This window comes from Phycobacter azelaicus (assembly GCF_014884385.1).
Taxonomy (GTDB): domain Bacteria; phylum Pseudomonadota; class Alphaproteobacteria; order Rhodobacterales; family Rhodobacteraceae; genus Phycobacter; species Phycobacter azelaicus.
The window spans coordinates 3,077,284-3,091,315 of the sequence record NZ_WKFH01000003.1 but is presented as its reverse complement, the minus strand read 5'-3'; the positions used below and the strand labels follow the sequence as shown (position 1 = coordinate 3,091,315).

The 14,032-nt window shown below is 57.3% G+C and carries 12 protein-coding genes; 6 read left to right on the top strand and 6 right to left on the bottom strand.

Translation table 11 applies throughout. The features are described from left to right. The first annotated feature begins 11 nt into the window (after window positions 1-11). The 3 genes from pstB to phoB are packed head-to-tail and all read left to right on the top strand — an operon-like array spanning window position 12 to window position 2,234. A complete protein-coding gene (pstB, locus tag INS80_RS15955) occupies window positions 12-806 on the top strand; it encodes a phosphate ABC transporter ATP-binding protein PstB (protein WP_192966573.1) in 795 nt (264 codons plus the stop codon). 25 nt (window positions 807-831) lie between these two features. Next, on the top strand, window positions 832-1,542 hold the full coding sequence (phoU, locus tag INS80_RS15950) for a phosphate signaling complex protein PhoU (protein ID WP_192966572.1): 711 nt from the start codon (window positions 832-834) through the stop codon (window positions 1,540-1,542). A gap of 2 nt (window positions 1,543-1,544) precedes the next feature. Continuing rightward, window positions 1,545-2,234 (top strand): phosphate regulon transcriptional regulator PhoB, encoded by a 690-nt coding sequence (gene phoB, locus INS80_RS15945; protein ID WP_192966571.1) that lies wholly within the window; start codon window positions 1,545-1,547, stop codon window positions 2,232-2,234. 68 nt (window positions 2,235-2,302) lie between these two features. On the opposite strand, the gene INS80_RS15940 is transcribed toward phoB, so the two are convergent. Then, window positions 2,303-3,214, bottom strand: coding sequence for a LysR substrate-binding domain-containing protein (locus INS80_RS15940; RefSeq protein WP_192966570.1), 912 nt, complete (start codon window positions 3,212-3,214; stop codon window positions 2,303-2,305). A 108-nt stretch (window positions 3,215-3,322) separates the two neighbouring features. On the opposite strand from INS80_RS15940, the gene INS80_RS15935 reads away from it, so the two are divergent. From INS80_RS15935 to INS80_RS15925, 3 genes are all read left to right on the top strand, one after another. Continuing rightward, window positions 3,323-4,543, top strand: a complete 1,221-nt coding sequence (locus INS80_RS15935) for an acyl-CoA dehydrogenase (protein WP_192966569.1) — start codon at window positions 3,323-3,325, stop codon at window positions 4,541-4,543. A 748-nt stretch (window positions 4,544-5,291) separates the two neighbouring features. Next, window positions 5,292-7,034, top strand: coding sequence for a SulP family inorganic anion transporter (locus INS80_RS15930; protein ID WP_192966568.1), 1,743 nt, complete (start codon window positions 5,292-5,294; stop codon window positions 7,032-7,034). Between the two features lie 145 nt (window positions 7,035-7,179). Then, window positions 7,180-7,947, top strand: a complete 768-nt coding sequence (locus tag INS80_RS15925; RefSeq protein WP_192966567.1) for an SDR family oxidoreductase — start codon at window positions 7,180-7,182, stop codon at window positions 7,945-7,947. Here INS80_RS15925 and INS80_RS15920 read toward each other — a convergent pair. From INS80_RS15920 to INS80_RS15900, 5 genes are all read right to left on the bottom strand, one after another. Beyond that, window positions 7,944-8,819: an acyl-CoA thioesterase gene (locus tag INS80_RS15920; RefSeq protein ID WP_192966566.1), complete on the bottom strand. Its 876-nt coding sequence runs from the start codon at window positions 8,817-8,819 to the stop codon at window positions 7,944-7,946. The genes INS80_RS15925 and INS80_RS15920 overlap by 4 nt on opposite strands. Window positions 8,820-8,833: 14 nt before the next feature. Beyond that, window positions 8,834-10,789, bottom strand: a complete 1,956-nt coding sequence (locus tag INS80_RS15915; RefSeq protein WP_192967310.1) for an acetoacetate--CoA ligase — start codon at window positions 10,787-10,789, stop codon at window positions 8,834-8,836. 8 nt (window positions 10,790-10,797) lie between these two features. Beyond that, on the bottom strand, window positions 10,798-12,009 hold the full coding sequence (locus INS80_RS15910; RefSeq protein WP_192966565.1) for a serine hydrolase domain-containing protein: 1,212 nt from the start codon (window positions 12,007-12,009) through the stop codon (window positions 10,798-10,800). Between the two features lie 31 nt (window positions 12,010-12,040). Next, window positions 12,041-12,808, bottom strand: coding sequence for an enoyl-CoA hydratase/isomerase family protein (locus INS80_RS15905; RefSeq protein ID WP_192966564.1), 768 nt, complete (start codon window positions 12,806-12,808; stop codon window positions 12,041-12,043). A gap of 192 nt (window positions 12,809-13,000) precedes the next feature. After that, window positions 13,001-14,029, bottom strand: a complete 1,029-nt coding sequence (locus tag INS80_RS15900) for a phosphotransferase family protein (protein WP_192966563.1) — start codon at window positions 14,027-14,029, stop codon at window positions 13,001-13,003. Between the last annotated feature and the right edge of the window lie 3 nt (window positions 14,030-14,032).

The window sequence follows — 14,032 nt, the reverse complement described above, 5'->3', positions numbered from 1 at the left end:
GGGGCATCGACATGAACGACATGAGCACATTGGATAAGACTGTGACCAATACGACCAAAATCTCGGCAAAAGACGTCAATGTCTATTACGGCGATTCCCATGCGATCAAGGACGTCAACGTCGAGATCGAGGACAAGACCGTCACTGCCTTCATCGGCCCGTCAGGCTGCGGTAAGTCGACCTTTCTGCGCTGCCTGAACCGCATGAATGACACGATTGATATTTGCCGCGTTACCGGCACCATCCTCTTGGATGGTGAAGACATCTACGACAAGCGCGTCGACCCCGTGCAGCTGCGCGCAAAGGTGGGTATGGTGTTCCAAAAGCCGAATCCCTTCCCCAAATCGATCTACGACAACGTCGCCTATGGGCCGCGTATCCACGGCCTTGCCCGCAACAAGGCCGAGCTGGATGAGATTGTTGAGAAATCCTTGCGCCGTGGCGCCATCTGGGATGAGGTCAAAGATCGCCTCCATGCCCCCGGGACCGGTCTCTCTGGCGGCCAGCAACAGCGCCTTTGTATTGCCCGCGCCGTTGCCACCGAACCTGAAGTCCTGTTAATGGACGAACCTTGTTCGGCGCTGGACCCGATTGCGACAGCTCAGGTCGAAGAGCTGATCGATGAGCTGCGCGCCAGCTATTCGGTGGTGATCGTCACCCACTCGATGCAACAGGCCGCCCGTGTCAGCCAGAAGACTGCCTTCTTCCATCTTGGCAACCTGGTTGAGTTTGGCAACACCGGCCAGATCTTCACCAACCCAGAAGACCCCCGGACCGAAAGCTATATTACCGGCCGGATCGGCTGATCCCCCTTACCCCAAGGACACAGACATGGAAGAGCAACATATTGCATCCGCATTCGACCGGGATCTTGAAACGATTCAGGCCCGGATCATGAAGATGGGCGGCCTCGTCGAGGCTGCGATCATGGAAGCCGCACGCGCCCTTGAAACGCGCGATGAAGAACTGGCGCAAAAGGTACGCGCCGATGACAAGGCCATCGACGGTCTTGAGGAACTCATCAACGAGGAAGCCGCACGGGTAATTGCGATCCGCGCCCCTGCGGCTGTGGACTTGCGCGTGGTCCTGTCTGTTATGAAAATCGCAGGCAATCTTGAGCGCATCGGAGACTATGCCAAGAACATCGCCAAACGCACCGGTGTTCTGATCCAGGGCCATGATACCACCGAAAGCGCCGCCGCTCTGCGCCGTATGGCCCGCGAGGTAGAATTGATGCTGAAAGATGCACTCGATGCATATATCCAGCGTGATGTTGAACTGGCCGGGGACGTCATTACCCGAGATAGCGACGTTGACCAGATGTACAATGCGCTGTTCCGTGAATTCCTGACCCACATGATGGAAGATCCACGCAACATCACCCCCTGCATGCACTTGCATTTCATCGCCAAGAACATCGAACGCATGGGCGACCACGTGACCTCGATCTGTGAAGAGTTGATCTACCTGGTCACGGGCAGCCGCCCGGAAGAGGACCGGCCCAAGGCTGACACCACCTCCACTACCCCGCAGGAGGTCTGATCATGGCAGCCGATCAGCCCACCGTTCTGGTCGTCGAAGACGAACTGGCGCAGCGCGAAGTGCTGGCCTACAACCTTGAAGCTGACGGTTTTCGCGTGATCCGCGCCGAAAATGGCGAGGAAGCTCTGCTTCTGGTCGAAGAAGACACGCCTGACATCATCGTGCTGGACTGGATGATGCCGAACCTCAGCGGAATCGAGGTCTGCCGCCGCCTGAAATCGCGCCCGGAAACCCGTGGCATTCCGATCATCATGCTGTCGGCGCGCTCCGAAGAGGTGGACAAGGTGCGCGGCCTTGAAACCGGCGCCGATGATTACGTGGTGAAACCCTATTCGGTGATCGAGCTGATGGCCCGCGTGCGCACCCAGCTGCGCCGCGTGCGGCCCTCGACCGTGGGGATGCGGCTCGAGTTCGACGATATCGTGCTGGATGCCGAAACCCATAAAGTGAGCCGTTCCGATCAGCCGCTGAAGCTGGGGCCAACCGAATTCCGCCTGCTCTCAACGTTCATGGAGAAACCGGGCCGGGTCTGGAGCCGGGAGCAACTGCTGGACCGGGTCTGGGGCCGCGACATCTACGTCGATACCCGCACCGTGGATGTTCATATCGGACGGCTGCGCAAGGCGCTGACCCAACACGGTGGCGACGATCCCGTGCGGACAGTGCGCGGCGCAGGCTACGCATTGGGCTAGGCGATCTGCGGCGCATGGCCGGTGTACGGAGGATGTACAGGGGGTGCACAGGGTGCACCCCTCTTTTTTCAGCGCGGCAGGGGGTCTTCTGGCTGCGCCTTGGTTTCCAGCCAGTCGCGGAACTTCACAAGCGCAGACATCTGCGCTTTGCTGGTGGGCCATACAAGATAATAGGCGCCACGGGTTTCTGTCGGGGCAGGGTGTAGCGCCATCAACCGTCCCGTCGCCACATCCTGCTCGACCAGATAATCAGGCATCAATGCGACGCCCAGCCCATGTAGGGCAGCTTGGGTTATTGTTGAAAATTGATCATACATCGTGCCCCCCACAGTTGGCGGCGGCGTTACGCCATGCGCCTTGAACCAGTCGGACCATGCCTCGGGCCTTGTCTGAATATGCAACAGCGGCAATGACAGAATGTCCTTTGGTCCTTTCAGCCCGCGCGCGCCGACAAGATCCGGCGCGCAGACCGGCACGAGTTGTTCGCTTTTCAACAGCATAGCTTGGGTTCCCGGCCACTCTGCCTGTCCAAAATGAATTGCTGCATCAAAGGCTTCCGAAGCAAAGCTGAAGGGTTCAAGCCGGGTCGTCATGTTGATGGTAACATCCGGGTGAAGCCGCGCAAACTCAGGCAGCCGTGGCATCAGCCACCGCATCCCAAAGGCCGGCAGGATGGCAAGGTTCAGCGTACCCGAAAGAGGTGCCGTTTGCAGACGCAGGGTGGCCTGCGCGATCTGATTGAGCGATGTGCGAATTTCTGCTGCATAATCATGCGCTTGCGGCGTGAGCGATAGTTTCTTCTGCGCCCGATCCACGAGGTCGAGCCCAAGCTGCCGTTCCAGCGCCTGCAGCTGGCGACTGACCGCGCCCTGGGTCAGAGACAGCTCTGCGGCAGCAGCGGAGGCACTGCCCAGCCGGTCAAGCGCTTCGAGCGCGCGCAGGGATGAAATCGAGGGAAGAAATCGACGGGGAGCGCTCATGTATGATCTATACTCATACTTTCTTGCCAAAGTCTCGCTGTTTTTTTCCTTAACCGCCCGTTAGGGTGTGCCCAAATCCACCATTTCAAACAATTATGGGGCAAGACGATGACTGATGCACCTAAACTGCGGGCCAAGGACAAGCCAGATCTTGGCGGCTTCAACTGGGAAGACCCACTGCGGCTGGAAGACCAGTTGAGCGAAGACGAGCGCATGATTGCAGCCTCGGCGGGTGCCTATGCCCAGGAAAAACTGCAGCCGCGGGTAACCGAGGCCTATGAAAAGGAACAGACTGATCCAGAGATCTTCCGCGAAATGGGAGAAATGGGTCTGCTTGGTACGACGATCCCCGAAGAGTATGGCGGGCTTGGCGCAGGCTACGTCTCCTACGGTCTGGTGGCCCGCGAGGTTGAACGCGTGGACAGCGGATATCGCTCGATGATGTCAGTGCAAAGCTCGCTGGTGATGTATCCGATCTACGCCTACGGCAGCGAAGAGCAGCGCAAGAAATACTTGCCGAAATTGGCATCTGGTGAATGGATTGGATGTTTTGGCCTGACCGAACCCGATGCGGGCTCCGACCCGGCGGGCATGAAAACCCGCGCCGAGAAAACCGCGACTGGCTACAAGCTGACCGGCTCCAAAATGTGGATCTCCAACGCGCCGATCGCGGATGTCTTTGTGGTCTGGGCCAAATCCGAAGACCACGGCGGCAAGATTCGCGGTTTCGTGCTTGAAAAAGGCATGAAAGGCCTTTCTGCACCAAAGATCCAGAACAAGGCCTCGCTGCGTGCCTCGATCACAGGCGAAATCGTCATGGATGGCGTCGAGGTCGGCGAAGACGCGCTGCTACCGCATGTGCAGGGTTTGAAAGGCCCGTTCGGCTGCCTGAACCGCGCGCGTTACGGCATCAGCTGGGGCGCCATGGGCGCAGCTGAAGCCTGCTGGCACGCGGCTCGCCAATACGGCCTAGATCGCACGCAGTTCGGGCGGCCATTGGCCAACACCCAGCTGTTCCAGCTGAAACTGGCAAACATGCAGACCGAAATCGCGCTTGGTTTGCAGGCCTCCTTGCAGGTGGGTCGCCTTATGGACGCTGCAAATGCTGCGCCCGAAATGATCTCGATCGTCAAGCGCAACAACTGCGGTAAGGCACTAGACATCGCCCGTATGGCTCGTGACATGCATGGCGGCAACGGTATCAGCCTGGAATTCCAGGTCATTCGCCACATGGTGAACCTTGAAACCGTTAACACCTACGAGGGTACGCATGATGTACACGCGCTGATCCTCGGTCGGGCACAGACTGGATTGCAGGCGTTCTTTTAACGTCTTTTGACCGTTGCCTCAGCCCCGAACACGGGGGCTGAGGCCTTTGACGATCCCTTTGGATGGTGATCCAATCTGGCTACTGCTCCAGCACTGCGCAGCACACCACAGCAAAACCGCAAGACAAAGATTGCGTTTTTGCAGGAGGGAAGGATCAAGCAGTCCTGCAAAGTTGCCTGCAGCCAAATTCCCGGCAAAATCCCTTACATAGGATCCGAAACGATTACATCAGTCGTTAACAGCGCAGTGCTCCAACGCTGCGGCGACGCCACAACAAATATACCCGCGAGACCTCGCCGATTAACGTTGGTTAATCCACCCCGCGTGACGGCAGCTAAGTCGCAAATATTCTCAGCGAAAAAGCCGCAGGTCTGGCAGCTACGCAAAGTGCTACGAAACATACGAAATGGGCATGCTGAAGGGGCGGAACTGCAAAGCGCGATAAAAACCTTCAGCTCCCCGAGTCTGAGAATGCTCACACCCTGCAGAATTGCAATAGTAGGCTTGCGTCTTTGCGCCGAAAATACGCAAAACAACCGTCACAGATTACCGAAACCTTTTGCACGAGCGCGGCGGACATTTACCACATGTTAACAGCGTCGAAACTGCGGGGTCGAGCACGTTCTGCGGATAATTTTAACGACAGGGCTTTCAACATGCGAACAACAATTATATATCGTTTTGTGAATATGTTTGGGTGGGACGGTTAATCTCAAGCCGATCCAATCCTTCCAATGAAAGCCGCCTTATGCCAAAGCCATCTCTTCGTATCGACCTTCCGCGCTTGTTGCCCATCCTGGACTGGGGCAAACGGTATGATCGCATAGACCTCAGCGGAGACATGACTGCTGCAGTCATCGTTACGATCATGCTGATCCCTCAATCACTGGCATACGCTCTTTTGGCAGGTCTTCCTGCCGAGGTTGGTCTTTACGCCTCCATCCTGCCTCTTGTTGCCTATGCAATCTTTGGCACCTCGCGAGCGCTAGCCGTCGGACCGGTGGCGGTCATATCACTCATGAGCGCATCGGCGCTCGCGCCGCTTGGAATAGACAGTGTGTCCGAGTTCATCGCGGCAGCAGGGGTGCTTGCCCTATTGTCGGGCGTGATGCTGGTGGCCATGGGAGCCCTGCGCCTTGGCGTGGTTGCAAATCTCCTGTCACACCCGGTAATCGCGGGCTTCATCACGGCGTCAGGGATCCTGATTGCCGTCAGTCAGCTCAAGCACATCCTCGGAATTCCTGCTCAGGGGCACAATCTTCCCGAAATCCTGTCTTCGTTGGGGCAGGGGATAACGCACCTCAACCCCTGGACATTGGCGACCGGCCTGGCAGCACTTGGCTTCCTCGTCTGGGTGCGTCGACATATGGCAGACGTCCTGCACAGACGTCTGGGCCTTTCCAAAGGGGCAGCAGGAACCGCTGCTCGGGTTGGTCCAGTCTTTGCAGTCATCGGAACGATCCTGCTATCCTGGGGTGCCAACCTTCCAGGGCTGGGGGTCGCCGTAGTCGGCGAGGTGCCCACAGGCTTGCCGCCGCTGGGTCTACCGACAATCGATTGGGCGCTTATTCCCGCACTCATCGGACCGGCCGCACTGATCACCATAATAGGCTATGTCGAAAGCGTTTCGGTTGCGCAAACACTGGCGGCCAAACGGCGGCAAAAGATCGATCCCAACCAGGAATTGAAAGCCCTTGGCGCAGCAAACATTGCCTCTGCCATGTCGGGGGGGTATTCTGTCACGGGTGGCTTCGCACGCTCGGTGGTCAACTTTGATGCCGGGGCGCGAACACCGGCCGCCGGAGCCTTCACGGCGATTGGCCTGACGTTTGCAGCGCTTTATCTCACTCCGTTACTGTACTTCCTTCCAAAGGCGACATTGGCTGCCACGATTATCATTGCCGTGTTGTCGCTGGTGGATCTGAAAATCCTGAAAACCGCCTGGACCTACTCAAAAGCCGATTTTGCAGCGGTTCTCAGCACGATCATGCTGACCTTGCTGGTCGGCGTGGAAACGGGCGTCGCAGCAGGTGTAATGGTATCCTTGCTTCTGTTCGTCTGGAAGACGTCGCGCCCCCATGTCGCCGAAGTGGGGCAGGTGCCAGGAACCCAACATTTCCGCAACATTCACCGCCATCAGGTTCTGACGGATCCTAGGGTCGTCACGCTCCGTATTGATGAAAGCCTGTATTTCGCCAATGCGCGCCGGATGGAGGATATGATACTGGCCCGCGTTCACGACGGCCGGGATGACATTGAACACGTGGTTCTCATGTGCTCAGCAGTCAACGAGATCGATCTCAGCGCATTGGAATCGCTGGAAGAGATAAACCAGCGGCTGTCTGACATGGGGGTCAAGTTGCACCTTTCAGAAGTCAAAGGTCCGGTCATGGACCGTTTGAAACGCAGTCATCTCCTTGATGCGCTTACGGGCCAGGTTTTCCTTTCTCAGAACGAAGCTTTTGAAGCTCTGATCCAGCAGCCGAGCTAAGTGCGCTCAGCGGCTCCCGTCAGGCGCTACACGATTCCCATAATCAGTATTATGTAATATAATTGTTCCGTTCCGTCACGTGGGATTGGCAGATAGACCCTCGGCAGTTAGCCTGATGACAATTGGCTCAAGTGTAAGGACGACCATGAATTTCAAGGATAGCTGCATTGTCGTGACGGGCGCCGCAAGTGGTATTGGCAAAGGTTTGGCCAATAAGTTCGCCGCCCTCGGCGCCTCTCATGTGATCTGCGCTGACATTGACGCCGATGGCGCCGCGCGCACAGCCGCAGAGATTGGCGGGATCGCAAAAACCGTTGATGTTGCATCCGAAGACAGCATTCAGGCCCTCATCGAAACCGTTGAGACGCAAATCGCTCCGATTGATCTGTTTTGCGCCAATGCCGGCATCCTGACGCTAGGCGGCCTTGAGGTGGAAAATGACGCCTGGCAAAGAATATGGGACATAAACGTAATGTCTCATGTGTGGACTGCCCGCCATCTCGTCCCGCGGATGCTGGAGCGCGGCGGCGGTCATATTCTGACAACAGCATCGGCTGCCGGGCTGCTGAACCAGATCGGCGCAGCGCCATACGGCGTCACAAAACACGCTGCTGTTGGATTTGCCGAATGGCTGGCAATCACGTACGGCGACCAGGGAATTGGTGTCTCGGTGCTGTGTCCACAAGCTGTTCGGTCTGAAATGACTCGTGGTATGGAGAATAGCGTCGCAAGCGTAGATGGCCTGCTGGAGCCCGAGGATGTTGCCAACGCCTGCGTGGAAGCCATTGAAAACCAGAGGTTTCTGGTACTTCCACATCCAAAGGTCATGGGCTACATGCAAGCCAAGACGGCAAACTACGATCGCTGGATCACGGGCATGCAAAAGCTGCGCGATCGCTTTGAGGCCGGTTAGAGTGTTCGTTGGCGATTGATCGGTCGCATCAGGCCTTCCTGGGCAACACTCGCGACGAGATGGCCATCTCGGGTGTATATCGAGCCGCGGTTAAAGCCGCGGCCATTGCCCGCGAAGGGAGAATCCATCGTGTAGAGATGCCAGTTCTCGAACTGAACCGGCGCATGAAACCACATGGCATGATCCAGACTAGCGGTCATCGCCTCAGGTTTGAACCACGTGATCCCGTGCGGTCTGAGCGCCGAGCCTAAAAGCCCAAAGTCGGAGGCATAGGCCATCAGCACATGTTGCAGCTGTGGCCCTGCCCCTTGAGCCGCCTCCATTCTTATCCACATATGATTGATATCGCTTGAAATTTCCGGATAAAGCGGGTCACGCGGTTCGACATCCCGGATTTCGAACGGCCGTGCGCGGGTGAATTCATCCCGCATGTGTTCCGCAATGCGGTGCGCATGGGATTGGTGCAACTCATCCCGGCTCTGCAGGCCTTCCGGAGGCGGTACATCCGGCATGGCGTGCTGATGGCTCCACCCCGGTTCCTCTTTGTGAAAAGACGCCGCTAAGTTCAGGATCTGCTTCCCATTCTGGATTGCGGTGACCCGTCGCGTGGTAAAACTACCGCCATCACGGGCCGGATCGACCTGATAGATCACCGGGCTTGCGGGATCGCCGGGCCGGATAAAGTACGCATGCAGCGAGTGACACAAACGATCTGGCACCGTCGCGTAGGCGGCCGTCAGTGCCTGAGCGATGACCTGACCGCCGTAGATCCGCGTCGGGGTTTCGCCGCCTGATCCAATGCCGCGATACAGGTTACGGTCCAGCCGCTCCAAATCCAGAAGATTGAGCAAAACCCTCCCAGCATCAGACATTTAATTCGCCTTTCTTAAGTGGATTCCCGCGCTTTTGCATAGGCGACAAAAGTCTCGAAACTGTCCGGATTGGCCATCGAGTCCCGGTTCACCACATGCGCAGGATCGCCCCCAAGTAGCAGCTTTTTGACCGGAACTTCCAGCTTCTTTCCCGAAAGTGTGCGGGGTATCTCAGCCACCACATTGATTTCATCCGGCATGAACCGGGCAGAAACCGAGCTGCGAATGGCCGATTTAATCTTGTCCACAAGGGTATCGTCCAACGCTTGTCCCTCGGCCAGCACAATAAATAGCGGCATAAAGCTATCGCGGCCCAGAAACTCAAGATCGACCACCAGACTGTCAAGGATCTCGGGCAGGCCTTCAACCGCTTGATAAATCTCAGAAGATCCGAGCCTGAGCCCACGCCGGTTTATGGTCGCATCCGACCGGCCGTAGATAACAGACCCGCCCTCGGGCGTGATTTCGATCCAGTCTCCATGTCGCCAGATACCGGGATAGGTGTCAAAATAACTGGAATGCAGCCGCGATCCATCCTCATCCCCCCAAAAAAACAATGGCATGGACGGCAAAGGCTCCGTGCAGACCAGCTCCCCGACAGCCCCGATGACCTCTTTTCCGGCCTCGTCAAAGGCCCGCACCGCATTCCCAAGCGCACGGCATTGCATTTCGCCAGCGCGCACCGGCATGGTGACGTTGCCACAGACGAAAGCACCACACAGGTCTGTCCCGCCTGAAATCGGCGCAAGCCAGATATCCTTTTTCACCTCTGAATACACCCAATCGTATCCGTCTGATGTCAAAGGTGAACCTGTCGTCCCAAGCGACACCAGCGCTGACAGGTCAAGCTCTGCTCCAGGCCTGATCCCCGCCTTCACACACGCGGTGATATAGGCAGCACCCACACCGAGATAGGTTATCTGCTCATCGGCGGCGCGACGCCATAGCTCCAACATATCGGGGTGATTTGGAGCACGGTCGTAAAGCACGGTGGTTGCGCCCTGTCCCAACGCCACGAATTGCGCATTCCACATGACCCAGCCAGACGACGTCATCCAGCAAAAGCGGCTGTCTGCGCTCAGGTCCTGATGCAGCGATTGTTTCGCACCTTCAAGAAGGATACCGCCATGCCCGTGAACGATAGGCTTCGGGTTTCCTGTGGTGCCAGAGGAATAGACGATCCAAAGCGGGTGATCAAAAGGCACAGGCGTAAACGCAAGCGGTGCATCGCTTGTGACAAGGTCCCGCCAGTCCTGTGCTCCGGTTGGAACTTCACCAACAACCGGCAGGACAATGATCTGCTCAACGCTGGGCAAGCCCTTGGCGATGGCGCTCAGCGCATCGCGGCGATCCATGGTCTTTCCCGCGTGGACATAGCCATCCTGGTAAATCAGCACCTTTGGTTCAATCTGCCGGAAACGGTCCAGAATAGCGACGTGCCCCATGTCCGGGGCACAGAGCGACCAGATCGCGCCTAGGCTGGTTGCGGCAAGGCAGGCAATGATGGCGGTTTCGGTGTTGGGCAGCACTGCTGTCACACGATCCCCCTGCCCGACGCCCATCTGGCGCAAATGAGCCTCAACGCTGGCCACCCGATCAGCCAATTCAGCCCAGGTGAGATCAACCCTGCCGAAGGTTTCAGAATGAACCACAAGCGCCTGATTTTCTGGCGTTTTCTCCGCCTGTCGCAGCATATGGTGTGCCCAGTTGAGCTGCGCGCCAGGAAACCACTCAGCGCCCGGCATGCAACGGCTTCCCAAGACGGACGTCGGCGCAGTGTCAAACTCTAACGCAAAGAATTCTGCCAGCGCGCTCCAGAACCCCTCAAGGTCAGAGACGCTCCACTCCCAAAGGGCATTATAGTCTTTGAATGTCCGAGATTTTTCAGCAGCAAGCCAGGTCTGGAATGCGACCAGGCGGCTTGCCTCTGCGCGCTCATGGCTTGGGCGCCAAAGGATGTCACGTGCCATTTCTTCGGTCATTGGCAAACCGCCCCATGAACCAGGGCCTTCAGTTCAGCGCGCGAGGGATAGGAGCTGGAGGGAGACAGCTGAGTAAAGAAAACAACAGAGAGATCCAAAACTGGATCTACCCAGAAAAATGTCGAAGCCATACCGCCCCAACTGAAATCGCCAACGGATCCCGGACAGCGCGCCCGGCCCGGATCGAGCACCACAGCACCGCCTAGGCCAAAGCCCATACCTTCCATCGGCTGCTCTGCAAAACTTTGCGGCCCCATCGAGGCGATATCACCGGGCAGATGGTTTCTCATCATAAAATCAGCTGTTTGTGGGCTGATGATAAAGCCGTCACCGCATGCCCCGCGCTGGCGCAACATCTCGGCAAACTTCATGTAGTCATCAATGGTACCGACCAAACCGCCGCCGCCAGACATCATGTCGGCGGTTTCAAAAGGCGATCCACCGTAACTGTCCGTCAACCGAAGTGTGTCGCCACCGGGCTTGGCCGAATTCAGCGCCATCGCATCGCCGACAAGCGGCGTATAGAGGGAGGCAAACCGATCGCCGACTCCTTCCGGGACGCGAAAACCAGTTTCTTGCATCCCGAGTGGCTCAAAAATCTCGGAACGGAAGAACTCCCCCAGGTTCTTGCCCGAGACCACTTCGACAACGCGCCCAAGGACATCGATGCTGACCGAGTATTCCCAGCGGGCACCAGGCTGAAATGCCAGCGGATAGGATGCAAGCTCGGCCACCATCGCCGCCAGACTCCCCTGGCGCGGTTTGAACATCAGTTCACGCTCGTCCATGGCCGCAGGCAGAACGCCAGGATTGAACGGGTAACTCAACCCGCTGGTGTGAGTCAGCAACTCATGCAAGGTTGGGCTTCTGCTGGCTTCGGTCTGATCGATTGCAGTCGCGCCCGGCACTAACGCCTTCATCTCACTGAATTCAGGTATGAAATCCGACACCGGCGCATCAAGATGGAACATCCCGCGTTCGAGCAGCATCATGATAGCGAGCGATGTCACCGGTTTGGTCATGGAGTAGATACGAACCATGGTATCACGGGAAAACGGCAAACCTTCTTCGAGGTTGCGCTTGCCCACCGCATGATAAAAGGTTTCCTCGCCACCCTGGTGGATCAGAACCGCGCTACCCGCATATTTTCTTTCATCCACATAGCGTTGCTGCCATGTTTTAACACGCTCCAAGCGGCCTTGATCCATGCCTGCTCCCCCAGTTTATCTTGGCTTTGTTTCAGCCATCCCCTCGCAACATACGCTCCATTGCTGGGGCTGTTTCATCCCGGAACCAACCCTGTTCGGGTTCGTTACCGCCTGACGCCATCGCTGACTTGATGCGGGCAATCGTATCGCCGCGTAGTTGCATTTTGACGGATGCGTAGGTCTCAGGCGGCAGTTCTGCCAGTTTGCGGGCTTCGCGCAGGCTGTAGATCTCAAGATCTTCCATATCCTCGGCGATGATATCTACAAAGCCATAGTTGCGCGCCGCGATTGGGCCGATTGGTTGGCCGGTCAGCATCATCCGCCGCTGGGTATTGGTATCGAGCGTCGCTTTAGCAACCTCAAGCGGACCAACGGGAAAGTCGACGCCCACACGCACTTCGGCAAGACCATAGGCCGATTTTGAATAGCCAACCCTTACATCAGAACCGAGAACAAAGAACAGCCCACCCGCGATTGCAGCGCCTCCAACGGCCGCCACAACAGGTTTTGGACAGCTATAGAGCCCGAGAACCGCTTCATTCAGGCCCCGGACCATCGCCTGCTGCTGCTCCAGATCGAATGCCTTCGCCTCTTTCAGATCGACCCCGGCAGAAAACACCTTGAACGGACTTTTCAGGATAATGGCCCGCACGGCGGTGTCCTGCCCCATCTCGCCAATCATTGTCGCGAACGCCATCAGGAAATCTGCGCTCAACGCGTTGACCGGACCCCGACCCAACTGCAACTCCACAACGCCTTCTCCAAGGTCTTTTGTGTTCAGCCAATCTGACTGTGTCATTAGAAATATCCTCCCGGGCGACCAAGGATGTGTCGGCCCGCCTGTTAAGTCCATAATGCGCAGTGGATGCATAGGGGTCGAGAGTTAAGGCATACGTAAAACCACGCAATCAGCCGTCCTTCTGCACAGAATACGCACAGCAGACCAATAAATGCCACGACGTCGCCATATCGGGCAAGGCCCGGCATGAGTTCAGCTTTTCAAGGCTTTAAGACCGCTCTGAGCAAAGATGGGAACAAAGCCGCCCAGCTTTCGCGCTCTTTCTGGGTTTGACGCGTTGCCATCAAGCGCGCGTTTCAGAACCCCCTGCAAAATGCCTGCCATACGGAAGAAGCTGAAGGACAGATAGAAGCCGAAGTTATCAATCCCCGGCAGCCCCCTGCGGTGACAGTAGGCTTCGACAAAGGCCTCGTCCGTGGGCAGACCGAGGGCCTTGCGATCAATGCCGGCGAGACCCCGCCCCTCCTGCCCCGGTGGCATTTGCCATTGCATGATCACGCCGGCAAGATCAGCGTAAGGATGGCCGATAGTCGAGAGTTCCCAGTCAAGCACGGCTAGGCACTTGGGGGCGTCCGCGCTGAAGATCATGTTGTCGATGCGATAATCCCCATGCACCAACCCGCGCTGGCCGTCGTCCTTTGGCATGGCCGCTTCCAGCTCCTGGATCAACTCATCCATTTCGGGGATGACGCGAGTTTCCGAGGCCCGGTACTGTTTGGTCCAACGGCCAAGCTGACGCTCAAAGTAATTTCCGGGCGGGCCATAGTCCGAAAGACCAACGCTATCGATGTCAATATCATGCAAGGCTGCAAGCACGCGGTTCATATCGTCGATCACCGCCGTGCGCTCTGCCGTGTCCAGATCCGGCATCACCGGATCGGTGAAATTGCGCCCTGCGACATGCTCCATAATGTAAAAGGCAGATCCGATGACATCATTGTCTTCGCACAGCAGATGCATCTTGGCGACCGGCACATCCGTACCCGCCAACGCCTGCTGGACACGGAACTCGCGATCAACTGCATGGGCCGATTTGAGCAACACCCCGGGAGGTTTGCGGCGCAGGACATAGTTTCCAGCCGAGGTTTTCAGCAAGAAGGTCGGATTTGATTGTCCGGTGGCAAACTTTTGAACCTCTACTGGACCATCAAACCCGGCCAGGCGCCCGCCGAGGAACCGCCTGATTGCCTCGATGTCCAGTGTCTGGGTGTCGCTGCTCATGTC

Bases quoted from the DNA above. Each gene is read 5' to 3' on its own strand.
- pstB (WP_192966573.1), top strand. From the start codon at position 12: ATGAACGACATGAGCACATTGGATAAGACTGTGACCAATACGACCAAA.
- INS80_RS15930 (WP_192966568.1), top strand. From the start codon at position 5,292: ATGCCAAAGCCATCTCTTCGTATCGACCTTCCGCGCTTGTTGCCCATC.
- INS80_RS15900 (WP_192966563.1), bottom strand. From the start codon at position 14,029: ATGAGCAGCGACACCCAGACACTGGACATCGAGGCAATCAGGCGGTTC.
- phoU (WP_192966572.1), top strand. From the start codon at position 832: ATGGAAGAGCAACATATTGCATCCGCATTCGACCGGGATCTTGAAACG.
- INS80_RS15935 (WP_192966569.1), top strand. From the start codon at position 3,323: ATGACTGATGCACCTAAACTGCGGGCCAAGGACAAGCCAGATCTTGGC.
- INS80_RS15915 (WP_192967310.1), bottom strand. From the start codon at position 10,789: ATGGCACGTGACATCCTTTGGCGCCCAAGCCATGAGCGCGCAGAGGCA.
- INS80_RS15920 (WP_192966566.1), bottom strand. From the start codon at position 8,819: ATGTCTGATGCTGGGAGGGTTTTGCTCAATCTTCTGGATTTGGAGCGG.
- INS80_RS15940 (WP_192966570.1), bottom strand. From the start codon at position 3,214: ATGAGCGCTCCCCGTCGATTTCTTCCCTCGATTTCATCCCTGCGCGCG.
- INS80_RS15910 (WP_192966565.1), bottom strand. From the start codon at position 12,009: ATGGATCAAGGCCGCTTGGAGCGTGTTAAAACATGGCAGCAACGCTAT.
- INS80_RS15925 (WP_192966567.1), top strand. From the start codon at position 7,180: ATGAATTTCAAGGATAGCTGCATTGTCGTGACGGGCGCCGCAAGTGGT.
- phoB (WP_192966571.1), top strand. From the start codon at position 1,545: ATGGCAGCCGATCAGCCCACCGTTCTGGTCGTCGAAGACGAACTGGCG.
- INS80_RS15905 (WP_192966564.1), bottom strand. From the start codon at position 12,808: ATGACACAGTCAGATTGGCTGAACACAAAAGACCTTGGAGAAGGCGTT.